The following is a 15,520-nucleotide window of genomic DNA, read 5'->3' as shown; positions in this document are numbered from 1 at the left end:
CGGAATACCCGGGTTGCCCTGTCCGACGCCCTCCGGCACTGGGACGATCCGCAGGTGGGAACCGAACCGCGGGAGTGCCTGCCGGAGCGGCCGGTCGCCCGGCGCCGGCTGAGCCGGCTGCGTCGCCGGTTCGGCGGGTCCGCCGACGCGCGGCGGCCAGGGGCCGTCGAATGGGCGCCGCTGATCCTGCTGACCGTGGCCGCGCTGGCCGGCGCGGCGCTGTGGCTGGCCGGGCTGCGCGGCGCCGCCGACCTGGTCTGGGCCGCGGTCACCCTGGTCGCCCTGCTCCCCGCCACCTGGGCGGTGCTGCGACAGCTGTGGCAGCGCCAGTTCGGGGTGGACGTGATCGCCGTGCTGGCGCTGGCCGGCGCGCTGGTCGTCCGCGAGTACCTGGCCGGCGCGGTGATCGCGGTGATGGTGGCGACCGGACGGTCGCTGGAGGCGTACGCCCAGCGCCGGGCGACCCGCGATCTGCGTGCCCTGCTGGAGCGGGCGCCCCGGCAGGCCCGCCGGCGGACCGCCGACGGCGGGATCGAGGTGGTGCCGCTGGACCGGGTCGCGGTCGGCGACCGCCTGGTGGTGGGCCCCGGTGACGTGGTGCCGGTCGACGGCACCGTGGAGGAGCCGGCCACCCTGGACGAGTCGGTGGTGACCGGCGAGTCGCAGCTGGTGAGCCGGGCGGCGGGGGAGTCGGTGGCCAGCGGCGTGGTGAACGCCGGCGCCGGCTTCGGGCTGCGCGCGGTGCGCGGTGCGGCCGAGAGCACGTACGCCGGGATCGTCCGGCTGGCCGAGGAGGCGACGGCCCACAAGGCCCCGATGGTCCGGATGGCCGACCGGTACGCCGCCGCGTTCGTGCCGTTCACGCTGGTGCTGGCCGGCCTGGCCTGGCTGCTGACCGGGCAGTTCGTCCGGGCGGTGGCGGTGCTGGTGGTGGCCACCCCCTGCCCGCTGCTGCTGGCCACGCCCATCGCGATCGTCTCCGGGCTGTCCCGGGTGGCCCGGCGCGGGGTGCTGGTCCGCGACGGTGGATCGCTGGAACTGCTCGGCCGGGCCCGGACGCTGATGATGGACAAGACCGGCACCCTCACCGCGGGCCGGCCGCGCGCCGCGGAGACCGTGGTGCCGCCCGGCGGCGACCGGGACGAGGTGCTGCGGCTGGCCGCCTCGGTGGAGCAGCTCTCCCCGCACGTGCTGGCTGCCGCGCTGGTCCGGCAGGCCCGCGAGCAGGGGCTGCGCCTGGGTGAGCCGACCGAGGTGACCGAGGAGCCGGGCCGGGGCGTACGCGGGCGGGTGGACGGCCGGGTGGTCGCGGTCGGACAGCTCTCCGGTGACCTGCCGGAGTGGGCCGCCCGGACCCGGCGCCGGGCCGAGACGGCCGGGCTGTCCACGGTCTGGGTCAGCGACGAGCGGGGGCCGCTCGGGGCGATCCTGCTGGAGGATCCGGTCCGCCCGGACGCCCGCCGTACCGTGCGTCGGCTGCGCGAGGCGGGGCTGGACCGCCTGGTCATGGTCACCGGTGACCGTCCCCGCACGGCCGAGCAGGTGGCCCGGGCGGTGGGCGTGGACGACGTGGTGGCGCAGTGCTCGCCGGAGCGGAAGGTGGCCCGGGTCCGGGACGAGTCGGGTCGGGCGGTCACCGTGATGGTCGGCGACGGGGTGAACGACGCGCCGGCGCTGGCCGAGGCGCACGTCGGGGTGGCGATGGGCGCCACCGGGGCGACCGCCTCGGCGGACGTGGCCGACGCGGTGCTCACCGTCGACCGGCTGGACCGGCTCGCCGACGCCGTGGAGATCGCCCGGTACGCCCGCCGCATCGCCGTCCAATCCGCCACGGTCGGGATGGGCCTGGCGGTGGTGGCGATGGTGGTCGCGGCCGCCGGCGGGCTGCCCCCGGTGGCCGGCGCGTTCCTCCAGGAGGGCATCGACGTGCTGGTCATCCTCAACGCGCTGCGGGCGTTGGGCGGTGGTCTGAGCCGGCGTGACGTGCCCCCGGCCACCCGGGACATGCTGGACCGGTACGCCGGCCAGCACGGCCCGGTCCGGGAGGTGCTGGCCCGGCTGCGGGACACCGCCGACCTGGTGGCGACCCGCCCGGACGCCCCGGAGTGCGTACCGGCGCTGCGCGAGGTGCACCGCCGCCTCACCGAGCAGGTGCTGCCGCACGAGGCCGCCGAGGAACGCCAGCTCTACCCGGCGCTGGCCGGGCCGTTGGGCAGCGCGGAGGCCACCTCGACGATGAGCCGGGGCCACGTGGAGATCAGCCGCCTGATCGGCCGGATCGGCGGCCACCTGGCCGACCACCCGGGCGACGCGGCGCAGCCGGGCGAGGCGGGCCGGCCGGGTGCCGACGGCCGGTTGCGACCGGAGGAGGTGCCGGATCTGCTGGCCAGCCTCTACGGGCTGGACGCGGTCCTGCGCCTGCACCTGGCGCAGGAGGAGGAGGACTACTTCTCACTCAGCCCTTCCGACGGCGCCGACACCGCCCGCTGACCGCCGCCGCGGCCGACCGTCCGCCCCGGCGTCCGGGACGGAGGCGGATCGGCGGACAAGCGTGATGACTCTCAGGCATAAGTATTCCTCAGAGTCATCACGCTCGAAATACTCACGCGCCGGCTGCCGGGCGAATCCGTCGGGTGCCGATCCGACCGTCACCTGGCGTCCGCCGGCCCACCCGGACGAAGGTCAGCGTTCGCGGGCCACCGCGACCGGGCAGTGGGCGTGCTGGATCAGCTGCTGGCTCACCGAACCGAGCAGCATCCCGCGCAGCCCACCCCGCCCCCGACTGCCCACGACCACCAACTGGGCGGCGCGGCTCGCCTCGACCAACTCGGCCGCCGGGCTGCCGGCGGTCACGTCGACCGTCACCGCCAGCTCGGGGAAGGTCTCCCGCCACGGGGCGACCGCCTCCTCGGTGGCCGCCCGGTCGTCGGCGAGGGTGGCCGCCGCCTCGTCGGTGGAGAGGCGGCCCGGCTGGGAGACCCGGAGCACCCGCAGCGGGCAGGCCCGCTGGGCCGCACGTTCCACCGCGAAACCGAGCGCCAGCTTCGCGGACTCCGACCCGTCGAAGCCCACCACCACCGGCCCGGCCGGCTCGGGTCGGGAATCCCGGACCACCACCACCGGGCAGTGCGCGTGGGCGGTCACCGACACGGCGGTCGAGCCGACCAGCAGGCCGCCGAAGCCACCGTGCCCCCGACTGCCGAGCACCAGCAGGCCGGCTTCGGCGGAGCGTTCCTGGAGCACCAGCGCGGGCGGGCCGTCGAAGACCTCGCCGTGCACCGTGCGCCCCGGGTGGGCGGCGGCGGCGTCCGCCGCCGCCCGGCGTACCAGCTCCTCGACCTCGCGGCGGGCGGTGTCGTCCGGCCAGACGCCGGGCGCGATGCCGGGACCGACCCAACCGGCCACGGTAAGCCACTCGAAGACGTACGCCAACCGGACCGGCCGGCCGGAGCGGCCCGCCTCGGCCAGCGCCCACTCCAGGGCGACCGTGGCGTCGGCGGAGCCGTCGTAGCCGACCAGGATCTCGTCGGAGCTCACTGACCGCTCCGCAGCGCCGGGTCGGTCTCCCGGATCCAGCGCCACTCGGCCACCCGCGGGTCGTCCTCGCCGTGGCGGCGGGTGTAGTCACGGCAGGCCTGCCGGGCGTCCACCATCTCCTGGCGCAGGTGGGCGGCGCGCGCGGCCAGCCCCGGCACCCGGTCGATGACGTCGATGACCAGGTGGAACCGGTCCAGGTCGTTGAGCATCACCATGTCGAACGGGGTGGTGGTGGTGCCCTCCTCCTTGTAGCCGCGCACGTGCAGGTTGTCGTGGTTGGCCCGGCGGTAGGTGAGCCGGTGGATCAGCCACGGGTAGCCGTGGTACGCGAAGATGACCGGCTTGTCTCGGGTGAAGATGGTGTCGAACTCGTTGTCCGGCAGGCCGTGCGGGTGTTCCGACGGCGGCTGCAGCCGCATCAGGTCGACCACGTTGACCACCCGGACCTTCAGCTCCGGCAGGTGCTGGCGGAGCAGGTCCGCGGCGGCCAGGGCCTCCAGGGTCGGCACGTCCCCGGCGCAGCCGAGCACCACGTCCGGCTCGCTGCCCTCGTCGGTGCTGGCCCAGTCCCAGATGCCCAGGCCGCGCCGGCAGTGCTGCACCGCCTCGTCCATGGTCAACCAGTTCGGGGCGGGCTGCTTCCCGGCCACCACCACGTTGATGTAGTGCCGGCTGCGCAGGCAGTGGTCCATCGTGGAGAGCAGGGTGTTGCCGTCCGGCGGCAGGTAGACCCGGACCACCTCGGCCTTCTTGTTGACCACGTGGTCGATGAAGCCGGGGTCCTGGTGCGAGAAGCCGTTGTGGTCCTGCCGCCAGACGTGGCTGGAGAGCAGGTAGTTCAGCGACGCGATCGGCTCCCGCCAGGGGATGTGCCGGGTCACCTTCAGCCACTTCGCGTGCTGGTTGACCATCGAGTCGACGATGTGGATGAACGCCTCGTAGCTGGTGAAGATGCCGTGCCGGCCGGTCAGCAGGTAGCCCTCCAGCCAGCCCTCGCAGAGGTGCTCCGACAGCACCTCCATCACCCGGCCGTCGGGGGAGAGGTGGTCGTCACCGGGTTCCCGGCCGGCGACGAACGCCCGGTCGGTCACCTCGAAGGCGGCGCCGAGCCGGTTCGAGGCCACCTCGTCCGGGCCGAAGAGGCGGAACGTCTCCGGGTTGCGGACGATCACGTCGCGCACCCACTGACCGAGTACGCCGGTGGCGCCCGCCACCGGCTCGCCCGGCTGCTTGACGTCGACGGCGTACTCGTAGAAGTCGGGCAGGTCCAGGTCGCGCAGCAGCCGGCCGCCGTTGGCCACCGGGTTGGCGCTCATCCGCCGCTCACCGGTGGGCGGGAGCGTGACCAGCTCCTCGACCGGGGCGCCGGTGGCGTCGAAGAGCTCCTCCGGCCGGTAGCTGCGCAGCCAGCGCTCCAACTCGGCCAGGTGCTCCGGGTTGTCGCGGACCTCCGCGATCGGCACCTGGTGGGCGCGGAACGTCCCCTCCACCTGCTTGCCGTCGACGACGCTCGGCCCGGTCCAGCCCTTCGGCGTACGCAGCACGATCATCGGCCAGCGGGGACGCTCGACGGTCTCGCCGGAACGGGCCCGACGCTGGATCGCGGCGATCTCGTCGCAGGCCCGGTCCAGGGTGGCGGCGAGCAGCTGGTGCACCTTCTCCGGCTCGTCGCCGGCCACCACGTACGGCTGGTAGCCGAAGCCGCGCATCATCTCCAGCAGGTCCTGCTCGGGGATCCGGTCCAGCACCGTCGGGTTGGCGATCTTGTAGCCGTTGAGGTGCAGGATGGGCAGCACCGCGCCGTCGCGGGCCGGGTTGAGGAAGACGTTGGACAGCCAGCTGCCGGCCAGCGGCCCGGTCTCCGCCTCGCCGTCGCCGATGACGCAGGCGACCAGCAGGTCCGGGTTGTCGAAGGCGGCGCCGTAGGCGTGGCTCAGCGCGTACCCGAGCTCGCCGCCCTCGTGGATCGAGCCCGGCACCTCCGGTGCGACGTGGCTGGGGATGCCGCCGGGGAAGGAGAACTGGCGGAACAGCCGCTGCATGCCGGTCTCGTCCCGGCCGATCGAGTGGTAGAGCTCGCTGTACGTGCCCTCCAGCCAGGTGTTGGCCACCAGGGCGGGGCCGCCGTGGCCGGGGCCGGTGACGAAGATGGCGGACAGGTCGCGGTCGACGATGACCCGGTTGAGGTGCGTGTAGAGCAGGTTCAGCCCGGGGCTGGTGCCCCAGTGGCCGAGCAGTCGGGGCTTGACGTGCTCGGGGCGCAGCGGCTCCCGCAGCAGCGGGTTGTCGAGCAGATAGATCTGCCCGACGGTGAGGTAGTTCGCCGCGCGCCAGTAGGCGTCAAGCCGGCTCAGCTCGTCTTCGGTCAGGGGGCTGTGCAGGTCGAGAGCGGTGTCCATGCTGCATTAGCCTCTCGCGGGTCGGGGTTTTCTGCACCCGGAAGCGCCAGTTCGGCCGGGCCGGTCCAGCTTCGCCGGTGGCGTCGCACGATGATCAGGGCCGTTGGTCCCGGCCCTCGAGGGCGTCATGCCCCGTCCGGCGGCGCGGAAACCGATCCACGCACGACGATGACGGGGCAGGGCGAGTGGTAGAGCAGGGACTGGCTCACCGCGCCGAGCATGCCGCGCCACGGCTCGTCGCCGCGCGCACCGACCACGGCCAGTTGCACGGAGCGGGACTGCTCCAGCAGGACGGTGCCCGGGTCACCCTCGATGGTGTGGCACTCGGCGGCCACCGCCGGGTGGCGCCGGGCGGCCCGGGCCACCGCCTGGACGAGCATCTGCTCGCCGTCGTGCCGGCCCGGTTCCAGCACCCGGATCGCGAGCACCCGGGCGGAGCGCCGGTCGGCGCAGTCGAAGGCGAAGGCCAGGGCGGTCCGCGAGCTGGCGGAGCCGTCCACCCCGACCAGCACCGGCCCCGCCGGCGGTGGCTGCGGGCGTACCACCAGCACCGGGCAGTCGGCCCGGGCGGCCACCTGGACCGCCGGGGCGTCGGCCGGTACGCAGGCGCCGCAGCCGGCCATCCCGCCGTCGCCGAGGGCGACCAGGTACGCCGACTCGGAGCGGCGGATCAGCGCCTGCACCGGTGACCCCTCGACGATCTCGCCACTGACCGGCACCGCCGGTTCGGCGTCGTTGGCTGCCGCGGCGGCCCGTTCGATCAGGTCCTCGGCCCCGGCCCGGGTGACCCCGCCGGGGGAGTCGAACGCCGCCTCCCAGTTGAAGGCGTGCAGCAGGCTCAACGACCGCCCCTGCGCGGCGGCCTCACGGGCGGCCAGCCGGACCACCTGCATCGACTCCTCGGCGGGGCCGACCGCGGCCACGACCGACGCGTCGGCGGGTGTGGTCATCCGCCCCTCACCTCCCCGACGCCGGGCACGGCACGGCACGCTGTCGTGACCGAGCGTAGTGCCGGTGTCGGGGTGGTGGGGCGGGATCGGCTCAGCGGAACTGGAGGCGGTTCACCGCGTCGAACGCCCGGGCGCCGAAGAGCCGGCGACTGTGCACCATGAGCCGGGCGGCGGCGGTGACCAGGTAGCGGGTGCGCGGCCGGCGGGCGGTGACGGCGTGCTCGATCACCCGGGCCACCGCGTCCGGGGTGGCGGCGAGCATCGGGTTCTCGTACGACTTGGCCATGGCGGTGTCGACGGCGGTGACCATCTTGCGGTAGGGGCCGTCCGGGGCCGCCCCCGCGCCGAGGGAGGAGCTGGCGACCGCGCCGAAGCCGGTCCGGATCAGCCCGGGCTCGACGATGGCCACGTCGATGCCGAACGGCCGCACCTCCTGGCGCAGGGCGTCGGAGATCGCCTCGACCGCGTACTTGCTGGCGTGGTAGTAGCCGCCGCCGGGGAAGACCAGCCGGCCGCCCATCGAGCTGATGTTGACGATCCGGCCCCGGCCGGCCCGGCGCATCCCGGGCAGGACGAGCTGGGTGAGCCGGCTGAGCCCGAAGACGTTGGTCTCGAACTGGGCCCGGACCCGCTCCATCGGGGTCTCCTCGATCGGGCCGTACTCCCCGTAGCCGGCGTTGTTGACCAGCACGTCGACCTGGCCGTGCTCGGCCTCGATCGCGGCGACGGCGGCGCGCATCGACTCCTCGTCGGTGACGTCCAGGGGGAGGATCCGGGCGCCGGTGTCGGCCAGGTCGGCGATCGCCGAGACCTTGCGGGCGGTGGCGTACACGGTGAGGTCGGGGCGGCGGGCGAGCCGGGCGACGGTGGCCCGGCCGATGCCGGAGGAGGTGCCGGTGATCAGGACGGTGGTCATGACGGGTCTCCCGGTCGGGTGAGGCCGGCGACGAGCAGCGCGACGCCGTCGCGCAGCCGCTGCCGGGGCAGGTCGGGGTCGGTGAGGTCGGCCTCCAGGCCGCGGGTGAGCGCGACCAGCACCTCGGCCACCGCGTGGGCCCGCGGCCCGGCGGTGTCGGCCAGGGCGGCGGCCACCACGTCGGTCAGCTCCCGGGTGTACGCCTCGGAGAGGTCGCCGGTGAGCTTGCCGCTGGCGTCGAGCAGTTCGGCGGCGTGCCGACTGTCCCGATGCAGGCCGAGGGTGAGTTCCAGCTTCGCGCCCAGCACGGCCTGGAGGCGCTGGGTGACGGACTCGTCGGACGCCGTGGCGGCGGCCCGGGCCTGCGCCAGCGAGGCGGCGAAGAGCCGCTCGGCGAGCCGCCGGTAGGCGTCGTCCTTGTTGCGGACGTACTGGTAGACCGCCGGGCGGGACATCCCGGCCGCGGCGGCGATGTCGTCCATCGTCGTGCGCCGGATGCCGTGCCGGGTGAAGCACTCGTACGCGGCGGTGAGGATGGCGTCCAGCCGGTCCGTTGACATGCTGACAATGATTGCACAGTTTGTCAGACTGTCACGGTGTTCCCGGTCACCCCGTCCGGTGCACGCGGATCACGACGGCGGTGGCGTTGTCGTCACCGCCGTCGTCGAGCGTGGCGAGCAGCAGGTCCCGGACCCCCTGGTCGGCCCGGGGGTCCGCCAGGAACTCGCGCAGCAGGTGGTAGTCCACCTGGTCGCTGACCCCGTCGGTGCAGAGCAGCCAGGTGTCGCCCGGGCGCAGCGGCGTGGCGATCAGGTCGGCGTCCGGTGACTCGGGATGCCCGACGTAGCGCAGCAGCTGGTAGCGGGCCCGGGCCGCCTCGGGGGAGTCGGCCGCGTACCAGCCGTGCAGCAGGCCCAGCCAGGCCGCCGTGTGGTCGACGGTGAACAGCTCCAGCAGCCCGTCGCGCAGCCGGTAGGCCCGCGAGTCGCCGAGCTGCACGATCCACGCCTGCCCGCCGTCCGGCTCGGCGACCAGGGCGGTGAGGGTGCAGCCGGTCAGTTCGTGCAGCGGGGCGCCGGCGGCGCGTACCCGGGTCTGCGCCTCGACGACGGCGGCCCGCAGCGACCGGGCGTTCACCTCGGGCCAGTCGGCGTGCAGCCGGCCCACCAGGCTGGCGGCGGTGGTGGCGCCGGCCAGCCGGCTGCCCTCGCCGGAGCCCATGCCGTCGATCACCGCGGCGAAGGGCAGCTCCGGGTCGACGTGCAGCACGTCGAAGTTGGCCGGGTAGCGGTCGCCCACCACGGTGGCCCCGACGATCTCCAGCTCGATGCGGCCGACGGCGTGCCGCCGGGTCTGCGGGTGAGGCCGGTCGGAGCGGCGGTGCAGGCGCACGGGCTGACGCTAGCACCGGAAAGGTCGCCGACGGGCGTCAACCGGGGTTGACAACGCGGGGCCTGTCAACGTAAGTTGACAGGCATGAGTCAGGCTACGCAACTCGCGGCGGACGCCGGCAGCACCGACCCCCGGGTCGGGCTCCGCGCGGTGCTCGCCCTGCGCCGGCTCCTCGAACGGCTGGAGGTGGTCCAGGTGGACAACGCCCGACGGCAGGGCTGGTCCTGGCAGGAGATCGCCGACGCGCTCGAGGTCAGCCGGCAGGCGGTCCACAAGAAGCACGCCGGGCGACCGGCGGTGCCAGGCACCTGGGAGAAATGATGTTCGAACGGTTCACCGACCGGGCCCGTACGGTCGTCCGACTGGCGGTCGAGGAGGCCCGGGCCGACGGCGCCGCCCGGCCGGTCGGCACCGAGCACCTGCTGCTCGGCATCCTCGCCGACCGCGACGCGCTGGCCACCCGGCTGCTCGCCGACGCCGGCGCCGACGCGGACGACCTGCGCGGGCGTATCCGGCGGCACACCGCCGGGGGCGGGGCCGGCCTCGCCGAGGCGGACGCCGCTGCACTCCGTGAGATCGGCATCGACCTGGCCGCCATCGTGGCCCGGATCGAGGAGTCCTTCGGCCCCGACGCGCTTCGCGAGCCGCCACCACCCCGTCGCCGCTGGGGTCGGCGCCGGCCCGCCCGCGGGCCCTTCTCAGGACGGGCGAAGAAGTCCCTGGAGTTGGCGCTGCGCGAGGCGCTCGCCCTGCGCCACCGCCACATCGGCACCGAACACCTGCTGCTCGGGCTGCTCCGCGAGGGCGGCGGACTGGGCGCGCTGGTGCTCACCGAGGCCGGAGTGGACCTGGCCGACCTGCGCCGCCGGGTCGAGGCGGCGCTGCGGACGGCGGCCTGACCGCCCCCGCCCAGCGTGCCGCCGCGGTAAACCTCTTTGCGGTCCATGCAACCTCCCGCCCGGTCGGCTCGCTGACCGGGCGGATCTGCTGCACACTTGCGCCGTGGATGGTGGAGATGACAAGCGTCCGGTGACCGCCGACAACCCCGCGCCGCGCTCGGCGGTGGTGGTCAACCCCTCGAAGGTGACCGATCTCGACGAGTTCCGTCGCACGGTGGACGACGCCCTCGCCGCAGCCGGCTGGCCCGCACCGACCTGGCACGAGACCACCGTCGAGGACCCGGGCCGGGGCCAGACCGAGGAGGCCGTCAGGGCCGGCGCCGAGGTCGTCTTCGCCTGCGGTGGCGACGGCACCGTGATGGCCTGCGTCACCGCGCTCGCCGGCACCGACACGGCGCTCGCCGTCCTCCCGCAGGGCACCGGGAACCTGCTCGCCGCCAACCTCGGCCTCTCCAACGACCTGGCCGCCGGGCTGGAGGTCGCCGTGGAACGGGGCATGCGGCGGCTCGACGTGGGCGCGGTCGACGACCAGTGCTTCGCCGTGATGGCGGGGATGGGCTTCGACGCCCAGATGCTCGACTCCACCTCCGAGACGACCAAGAAGCGGATCGGCTGGCCGGCGTACGTGGTGGGCGCGGCCAAGCACCTGCGGGACCGGCCGATGCGGGTCTCCATCAAGATCGACGACCAGCCGCCGGTGCGCCGCCGCGCCAGGTCGGTGCTGGTGGCCAACGTGGGCCGGCTCCAGGGCGGGGTACGCCTGCTCACCGACGCCGAGCCCGACGACGGCTGGCTGGACGTCGCCGTGCTCACCCCGCGCACCATCCGGCAGTGGGCGGCGATGGGCTGGGCCCTGGTCCGTCGGCGCGGCAGCGTGCCCCGGTTGGAGGTGCTCCGGGCCCGCAAGGTCGAGATCACCAGCAACCGGGCCCAGCCCCGGCAGCTCGACGGCGACCTGATCGAACCGGGTCGCTCGCTGGTCGCCGAGATCAAGCCGCAGTCGCTCTGGCTCTGCGTGCCGCGCCCCGAGCAGCACCCGGACCTGTCGGTGGACGCCGACGCGGCGGCGGAGCGGGGCGAGAGGCTGATCAAGGAGGCCCAGCGTGAGTAGCACCAAGCTGGTCCCCGAGACCCGGTTGATGGCGCAGGACGAGCTCTCCGCCGACGACGCCTGGCGTACGCTGCGCCGGCACGGGGGCTGGCAGCTGCTGCGCGACGCCTTCGTCCGGTTCCGCTACGGCGACGGGTTCAGCCACTCGCGGGCGTTCGCGTTGCAGCTCTGCCTGGCCGTGGTGCCCTTCATGATCGCGCTGACCGGTCTGATCACCGACCTGGGCGTGGAGGAGGGCGGGCAGGTCGTCGCCGACACGGTGCTGGCGCTCACCCCCGGCCAGAGCGAGCAGGTGGTGCAGGACCTGCTCGTCGCGGGCGAGCGCACCGAGCACGCCGGTGAGCTGGCGCTGACCCTCGGTCTGATCACCGGGCTGGTGGCGTTGACCACCACGATGGCCCAGATCGAACGGGGCGCCAACCGGATCTACGGCGTCGAGCGGGACCGCCCCGCCCTGTGGAAGTACCTGCGGGCCGCGATCCTCGCCGTCACCGCCGGCCTGCCCGCGCTGGTCGGCTTCCTGATCCTGGTCGGCGGGCACGCCATGGGCGAGTCGGTGCAGCGCCACTACGAGTGGGGCGCGGTCGCCAAGGTCACCTGGGACGTGGTCCGCTGGCCGTTGAGCCTGGGGCTGACCGTGCTGGCCGTGGCGGTGCTGTTCCGGCACGCGCCCCGACGCAACCAGCCCGGGCTGTCCTGGTTGTTCTTCGGCGCCGGCATCGCCACCGTCCTGTGGTGGCTGGCCAGCCTGATGCTGGCCGCGTACGTGAAGTACAGCGGCGGCTTCGGCCAGACCTACGGCGCGCTGACCGGGATGATGGCGCTGCTGCTCTGGGCCAACCTGACCGGCATGGCGCTCTTCGGCGGCCTGGCGTTCGGCGCCCAGTTGGAGGCCATGCGGATCGGCGTCACGCAGCCGGCCCAGCCCGACCTGTGGGAGCCGGAAGCCCAGCAGGTCGAGGCGATGGACACCGGCGAGATGACCGCGCTCTGACCCGGCGCGCCGTACCCCGGTGTACGCGCCGTCCGAATCGGGTACAGCGCGGCTCGCCAGGGACGCAAAACAGGAGGTGCGGGGTGACCGCGGTCAAGGAGTCGGGGCGCAAGCCGCTCGAGCATTTCGCCGAGCGCAGCGTCGCCGGGCTGGTCGGCATCGCCGCCGTCGGGGTGGCCTTCGGGCTGCTGTTGATGCTGGTCAGATTCAAGTGGGGCCCGCTCTACGACGTGGACCACGGCATCGCCGAGTGGTTCAACGGCCTGGTGTCGCCGCACCACGCCCTGGTGACCGTGCTCCAGGCGGTCACCGACCTGGGTGGGCGGCCGGTGCTGATCTGGCTGGTCACCATCGCGGTGATCGGCCTGCTGATCCGCAGGCAGTCCCGGCTGGCGGTCTACCTGATCATCACCGGGGTCGGCGGGCTGATCCTCGACCCGTCGCTGAAGGCCCTGGTCGGCCGGCTGCGCCCGGTGGTGGACGTCCCGGTGGCCAGCGCGCCGGGCAACAGCTTCCCCAGCGGCCACGCGCTCGGCTCGTTCGTCGCGTACGGTGCGCTGCTGCTGGTCTTCCTGCCGGCGATGGCGCCCCGCTGGCGCAGGCCGGCGATCGCCATCGTCGCGGTGCTGGTGGCCCTGGTCGGGCTGACCCGGGTCGCGCTGGGCGTGCACTTCGTCTCCGACGTGCTGGCGGGCTGGCTGCTGGGCGCGCTCTGGCTCGCCCTCACCGCGTACGCCTTCCGGCTCTGGCGGCGGGAGCGGGGGCGGACCGTGCCGCCGCTGTCCGAAGGGCTGGAGCCGGAGGCCGGGCACGAGATCAGCCCCGCCCCGGACGAGGAGCGCGTCCTGGCTCACCCGCGGTCCGCGATCGCCGAGCTGGTGGTCGGCTGGGTGCTGGTCTTCGGCGCGCTCTACGGCTTCGGCATGTTCGTCAGCTACCACGCCAAGGGCACCTTCTTCGACACCCTGGACACCGAGGTGCCGCGCTGGTTCGCCGACCGGCACACCGACCCGCTGACCGACCTGAGCTGGTGGTGGAGCAAGTTCGGCGACACCCACGCGATCCTGCTGGTCTCGCTGGTGTTCTGCCCGATCGTGCTGGCGATCTGGCGGCGCTGGCGCCCGGTGCTCTTCGTGGTGCTGGCGATGTTCGGCGAGCTGAGCCTCTTCCTCGCCAGCGCCCGGGTGGTCGAGCGGCCGCGCCCGCCGGTGGAGAACCTGGACGGGCAGATGCCCACCTCGTCCTTCCCGTCCGGGCACATCGCGGCCACCATCTGCCTCTGGACGGCGATGGCGATCATCGTCTTCGCCCGGACCGACCGCTGGTGGCGGTGGCTCTTCGTGGCGATGGCCGTGATCATGCCGGTCGGGGTGGCCACCTCCCGGATGTACCGGGGCATGCACCACCCCACCGACTTCATGGGCGCGATCCTGCTCGGCGCGCTCTGGCTCGGCCTGCTCTACTGGGTGGTCAAGCCCAACGCCGACGTGTACGAGGGCAACCGGCCCAGCATCGAGTCCGAGGACGTGCACACCCTCGACGACGAGCTGGCCAAGGCCGCCCGGCCGGAGTGACCCGCGCATGCTGCGGGTGATGACCTGGAACATCCGGACCGGCGGCCGGGACGCCGGCGTCGACCGGCTGGACCGGGTGGTCCGGGTGGTCGACGCCCAACGTCCGGACGTGCTCTGCCTCCAGGAGCTGCGCGGTTTCGACCGGGACGGCCTGCTGGGGGACGTGGCGGGCCGGGTGGGGATGCTTCCCCACCTGGCCCGCTCCTGTTTCGGGCAGCCGGTCGCGGTGCTGGTCCGGCCGCCGCTGCGGGTGCTCTCCCGGGACCGGGTACGCCGCCCGTTCCACCACGCCGCCGCGCGGCTGGCGGTCGCCACCGACGCCGGGCCGTTGACCGTGCTGAGCACCCACCTCAACCCGTACCTGGGGGGCGCCCGGCGGGCCGAGGCGGACTGGCTGGCCGCCGCCGTACGCCGGTCGGGGCGGCTGGCGCTGCTCGCCGGGGACCTGAACACGCTCGCCCCGGGCGTCGACCACACCGACCGGCTGGCCGGCCTGCCGGCACACTACCGGCGTCGGCACCTGCGCCGCGACGGCCGTACGGTCGACACCCGGGCGGTGTCCCGGCTGCTCGCCGCGGGTCTGGTCGATCTCTGGGCGGCCGGTTCGCCCGGTGCGCCGGACCCGGCCGGGCTGACCGTGCCCACCCGGCACGGCGGCGCGGAGTTCTCCGGGATGCGGCTGGACTACCTGCTCGGCACCCCGGCCGTGGCGGCGGCGGCCCGGGACTGCCGGGTGGTACGCGACGAGGAGACCGACCACGCCTCGGACCACTACCCGGTGCTGGTGGAGCTGGACCTGCGGCATCGCTGAGCGGAGCGCTCCCAGCCCTGCTCGGGGCCCGGATGCCGGTTCCCGGGTCTGGCTCCGGGCCCGGATCGCGCCCGGAATTTCCCCGGTCAGGTGGTTTGCGGCCGGCCGGATGGGTGACATGCATCCCCATGCACCGATGTATCGATGACCCGGTGCGGGAGGGGGACGCCGGACGACCTTGCCGGATGTCAGCCGAGAGAACACCAACCGCGACCGGTGGCGCCGGTCGCTCGTACCCCGAGGAGTGAAGACACATGTCCAGGGCAGTCCGCAACCTCGCCCGTTCCGTCCTCGCCGCCGGCTGTGTGGCCGGCGCGGTCGCCGTCGCCGCCCCGCCGGCCAGCGCCGCCACCTACTCCGGCAACTACCAGGGCCCGTGCGCCCAGGCGGCCGGATCGTCGGCGTACCGCACCCAGGTGAAGATCCCGGTCACCGAGTTGAACGTCCCGCTGGTCAACATCTTCAACCAGCAGGTGGGGCAGTTCAACGCGACGACCGCCTACATGACGATGAACGTGGAGTGGTGCACCAACTTCAGTCGGGTCACCTACGCCACCATCGCCACCAGCAACGCCGACCGGACGACCGGCGGCGCGGCGTCCAACCTGGAACGCAAGAGCTACCAGAAGGCCGGCACCCCGCCGACCGCCGTCGGTGGCCCGTACACGCTGGTGACCACCGCCAGCTGGGGCCGCAACGGTGACTTCAAGATCAGTGCCAGCCCGTTCAACGTGGGTGGCGAGGCCAGCTTCGGCCTGGCCAACTTCACCTCGACGATGACCGTGAAGGTCTACCCGAACGCCCAGGTGGAGTGCACCGGGACCTCCGGCGGAAACGCCGAGCCCTGCAACGAGAACTGGTGATCGTCCGGTGGGTGCCCGCGGCACGGCGGGCACCCACCGCACCCGGTCGGTGGCCGGGGCGGCGACTCAGAGCA

At 73.9% G+C, this 15,520-nt stretch carries 14 protein-coding genes; 8 read left to right on the top strand and 6 right to left on the bottom strand.

The features are described 5' to 3' along the window. The first annotated feature begins 54 nt into the window (after positions 1 to 54). Positions 55 to 2,490 carry a heavy metal translocating P-type ATPase gene (locus GA0070564_RS22030; RefSeq protein WP_425412512.1) on the top strand — a complete coding sequence of 812 codons (2,436 nt, stop codon included), beginning with the start codon at positions 55 to 57 and terminating at the stop codon, positions 2,488 to 2,490. A gap of 192 nt (positions 2,491 to 2,682) precedes the next feature. Here GA0070564_RS22030 and GA0070564_RS22025 read toward each other — a convergent pair whose 3' ends face one another. The 6 genes from GA0070564_RS22025 to GA0070564_RS22000 all read right to left on the bottom strand — a co-directional run bounded on the left by GA0070564_RS22025 (position 2,683) and on the right by GA0070564_RS22000 (position 9,194). Continuing rightward, positions 2,683 to 3,537, bottom strand: a complete 855-nt coding sequence (locus GA0070564_RS22025) for a universal stress protein (protein WP_091611902.1) — start codon at positions 3,535 to 3,537, stop codon at positions 2,683 to 2,685. Next, complete coding sequence (locus tag GA0070564_RS22020; RefSeq protein ID WP_091611899.1) at positions 3,534 to 5,936, bottom strand: phosphoketolase family protein; 2,403 nt, start codon at positions 5,934 to 5,936, stop codon at positions 3,534 to 3,536. Before GA0070564_RS22020 ends, GA0070564_RS22025 begins: the two co-directional genes overlap by 4 nt. Positions 5,937 to 6,061: 125 nt before the next feature. Next, positions 6,062 to 6,886, bottom strand: coding sequence for a universal stress protein (locus tag GA0070564_RS22015; protein WP_091611895.1), 825 nt, complete (start codon positions 6,884 to 6,886; stop codon positions 6,062 to 6,064). A 91-nt stretch (positions 6,887 to 6,977) separates the two neighbouring features. Next, on the bottom strand, positions 6,978 to 7,802 hold the full coding sequence (locus GA0070564_RS22010) for an oxidoreductase (RefSeq protein ID WP_091611891.1): 825 nt from the start codon (positions 7,800 to 7,802) through the stop codon (positions 6,978 to 6,980). Further along, complete coding sequence (locus tag GA0070564_RS22005) at positions 7,799 to 8,362, bottom strand: TetR/AcrR family transcriptional regulator (RefSeq protein WP_091611888.1); 564 nt, start codon at positions 8,360 to 8,362, stop codon at positions 7,799 to 7,801. The genes GA0070564_RS22010 and GA0070564_RS22005 overlap by 4 nt, the downstream gene beginning before the upstream one ends. Before the next feature lie 46 nt (positions 8,363 to 8,408). Next, entirely contained in the window at positions 8,409 to 9,194 is a 786-nt protein-coding gene (locus GA0070564_RS22000) for a PP2C family protein-serine/threonine phosphatase (protein WP_218104980.1), read from the bottom strand. An 84-nt stretch (positions 9,195 to 9,278) separates the two neighbouring features. Between GA0070564_RS22000 and GA0070564_RS21995 the strand changes: the two genes are divergently transcribed. The 7 genes from GA0070564_RS21995 (at position 9,279) to GA0070564_RS21965 (ending at position 15,446) form a co-directional block, all read left to right on the top strand. After that, positions 9,279 to 9,515: an HTH domain-containing protein gene (locus GA0070564_RS21995; protein ID WP_091611884.1), complete on the top strand. Its 237-nt coding sequence runs from the start codon at positions 9,279 to 9,281 to the stop codon at positions 9,513 to 9,515. Then, positions 9,515 to 10,093, top strand: a complete 579-nt coding sequence (locus GA0070564_RS30265) for a Clp protease N-terminal domain-containing protein (RefSeq protein ID WP_091611881.1) — start codon at positions 9,515 to 9,517, stop codon at positions 10,091 to 10,093. Before GA0070564_RS21995 ends, GA0070564_RS30265 begins: the two co-directional genes overlap by 1 nt. A 103-nt stretch (positions 10,094 to 10,196) precedes the next feature. After that, positions 10,197 to 11,204, top strand: coding sequence for a diacylglycerol/lipid kinase family protein (locus GA0070564_RS21985; protein ID WP_091611877.1), 1,008 nt, complete (start codon positions 10,197 to 10,199; stop codon positions 11,202 to 11,204). Continuing rightward, positions 11,197 to 12,198, top strand: coding sequence for a YihY/virulence factor BrkB family protein (locus GA0070564_RS21980; protein ID WP_091611873.1), 1,002 nt, complete (start codon positions 11,197 to 11,199; stop codon positions 12,196 to 12,198). The genes GA0070564_RS21985 and GA0070564_RS21980 overlap by 8 nt, the downstream gene beginning before the upstream one ends. 83 nt (positions 12,199 to 12,281) lie before the next feature. Beyond that, on the top strand, positions 12,282 to 13,772 hold the full coding sequence (locus GA0070564_RS21975; protein ID WP_091611868.1) for a phosphatase PAP2 family protein: 1,491 nt from the start codon (positions 12,282 to 12,284) through the stop codon (positions 13,770 to 13,772). Between the two features lie 7 nt (positions 13,773 to 13,779). After that, positions 13,780 to 14,583, top strand: a complete 804-nt coding sequence (locus GA0070564_RS21970; protein ID WP_091611864.1) for an endonuclease/exonuclease/phosphatase family protein — start codon at positions 13,780 to 13,782, stop codon at positions 14,581 to 14,583. A 254-nt stretch (positions 14,584 to 14,837) separates the two neighbouring features. Next, positions 14,838 to 15,446 carry a hypothetical protein gene (locus tag GA0070564_RS21965; protein WP_141714832.1) on the top strand — a complete coding sequence of 203 codons (609 nt, stop codon included), beginning with the start codon at positions 14,838 to 14,840 and terminating at the stop codon, positions 15,444 to 15,446. Positions 15,447 to 15,520 lie beyond the last annotated feature (74 nt).

The organism is Micromonospora mirobrigensis, assembly GCF_900091555.1.
GTDB classification, from domain to species: domain Bacteria; phylum Actinomycetota; class Actinomycetes; order Mycobacteriales; family Micromonosporaceae; genus Micromonospora; species Micromonospora mirobrigensis.
The sequence above is the reverse complement of the archived record's forward strand: the minus strand, read 5'-3'. Positions and strand labels throughout refer to the sequence as shown.

What these genes read in the sequence shown, in the direction of transcription:
- GA0070564_RS30265 (WP_091611881.1), top strand. Translation starts at nt 9,515, where the DNA reads ATGTTCGAACGGTTCACCGACCGGGCCCGTACGGTCGTCCGACTGGCG.
- GA0070564_RS22015 (WP_091611895.1), bottom strand. Translation starts at nt 6,886, where the DNA reads ATGACCACACCCGCCGACGCGTCGGTCGTGGCCGCGGTCGGCCCCGCC.
- GA0070564_RS21970 (WP_091611864.1), top strand. Translation starts at nt 13,780, where the DNA reads ATGCTGCGGGTGATGACCTGGAACATCCGGACCGGCGGCCGGGACGCC.
- GA0070564_RS22010 (WP_091611891.1), bottom strand. Translation starts at nt 7,802, where the DNA reads ATGACCACCGTCCTGATCACCGGCACCTCCTCCGGCATCGGCCGGGCC.
- GA0070564_RS21995 (WP_091611884.1), top strand. Translation starts at nt 9,279, where the DNA reads ATGAGTCAGGCTACGCAACTCGCGGCGGACGCCGGCAGCACCGACCCC.
- GA0070564_RS21965 (WP_141714832.1), top strand. Translation starts at nt 14,838, where the DNA reads ATGTCCAGGGCAGTCCGCAACCTCGCCCGTTCCGTCCTCGCCGCCGGC.
- GA0070564_RS22020 (WP_091611899.1), bottom strand. Translation starts at nt 5,936, where the DNA reads ATGGACACCGCTCTCGACCTGCACAGCCCCCTGACCGAAGACGAGCTG.
- GA0070564_RS22005 (WP_091611888.1), bottom strand. Translation starts at nt 8,362, where the DNA reads ATGTCAACGGACCGGCTGGACGCCATCCTCACCGCCGCGTACGAGTGC.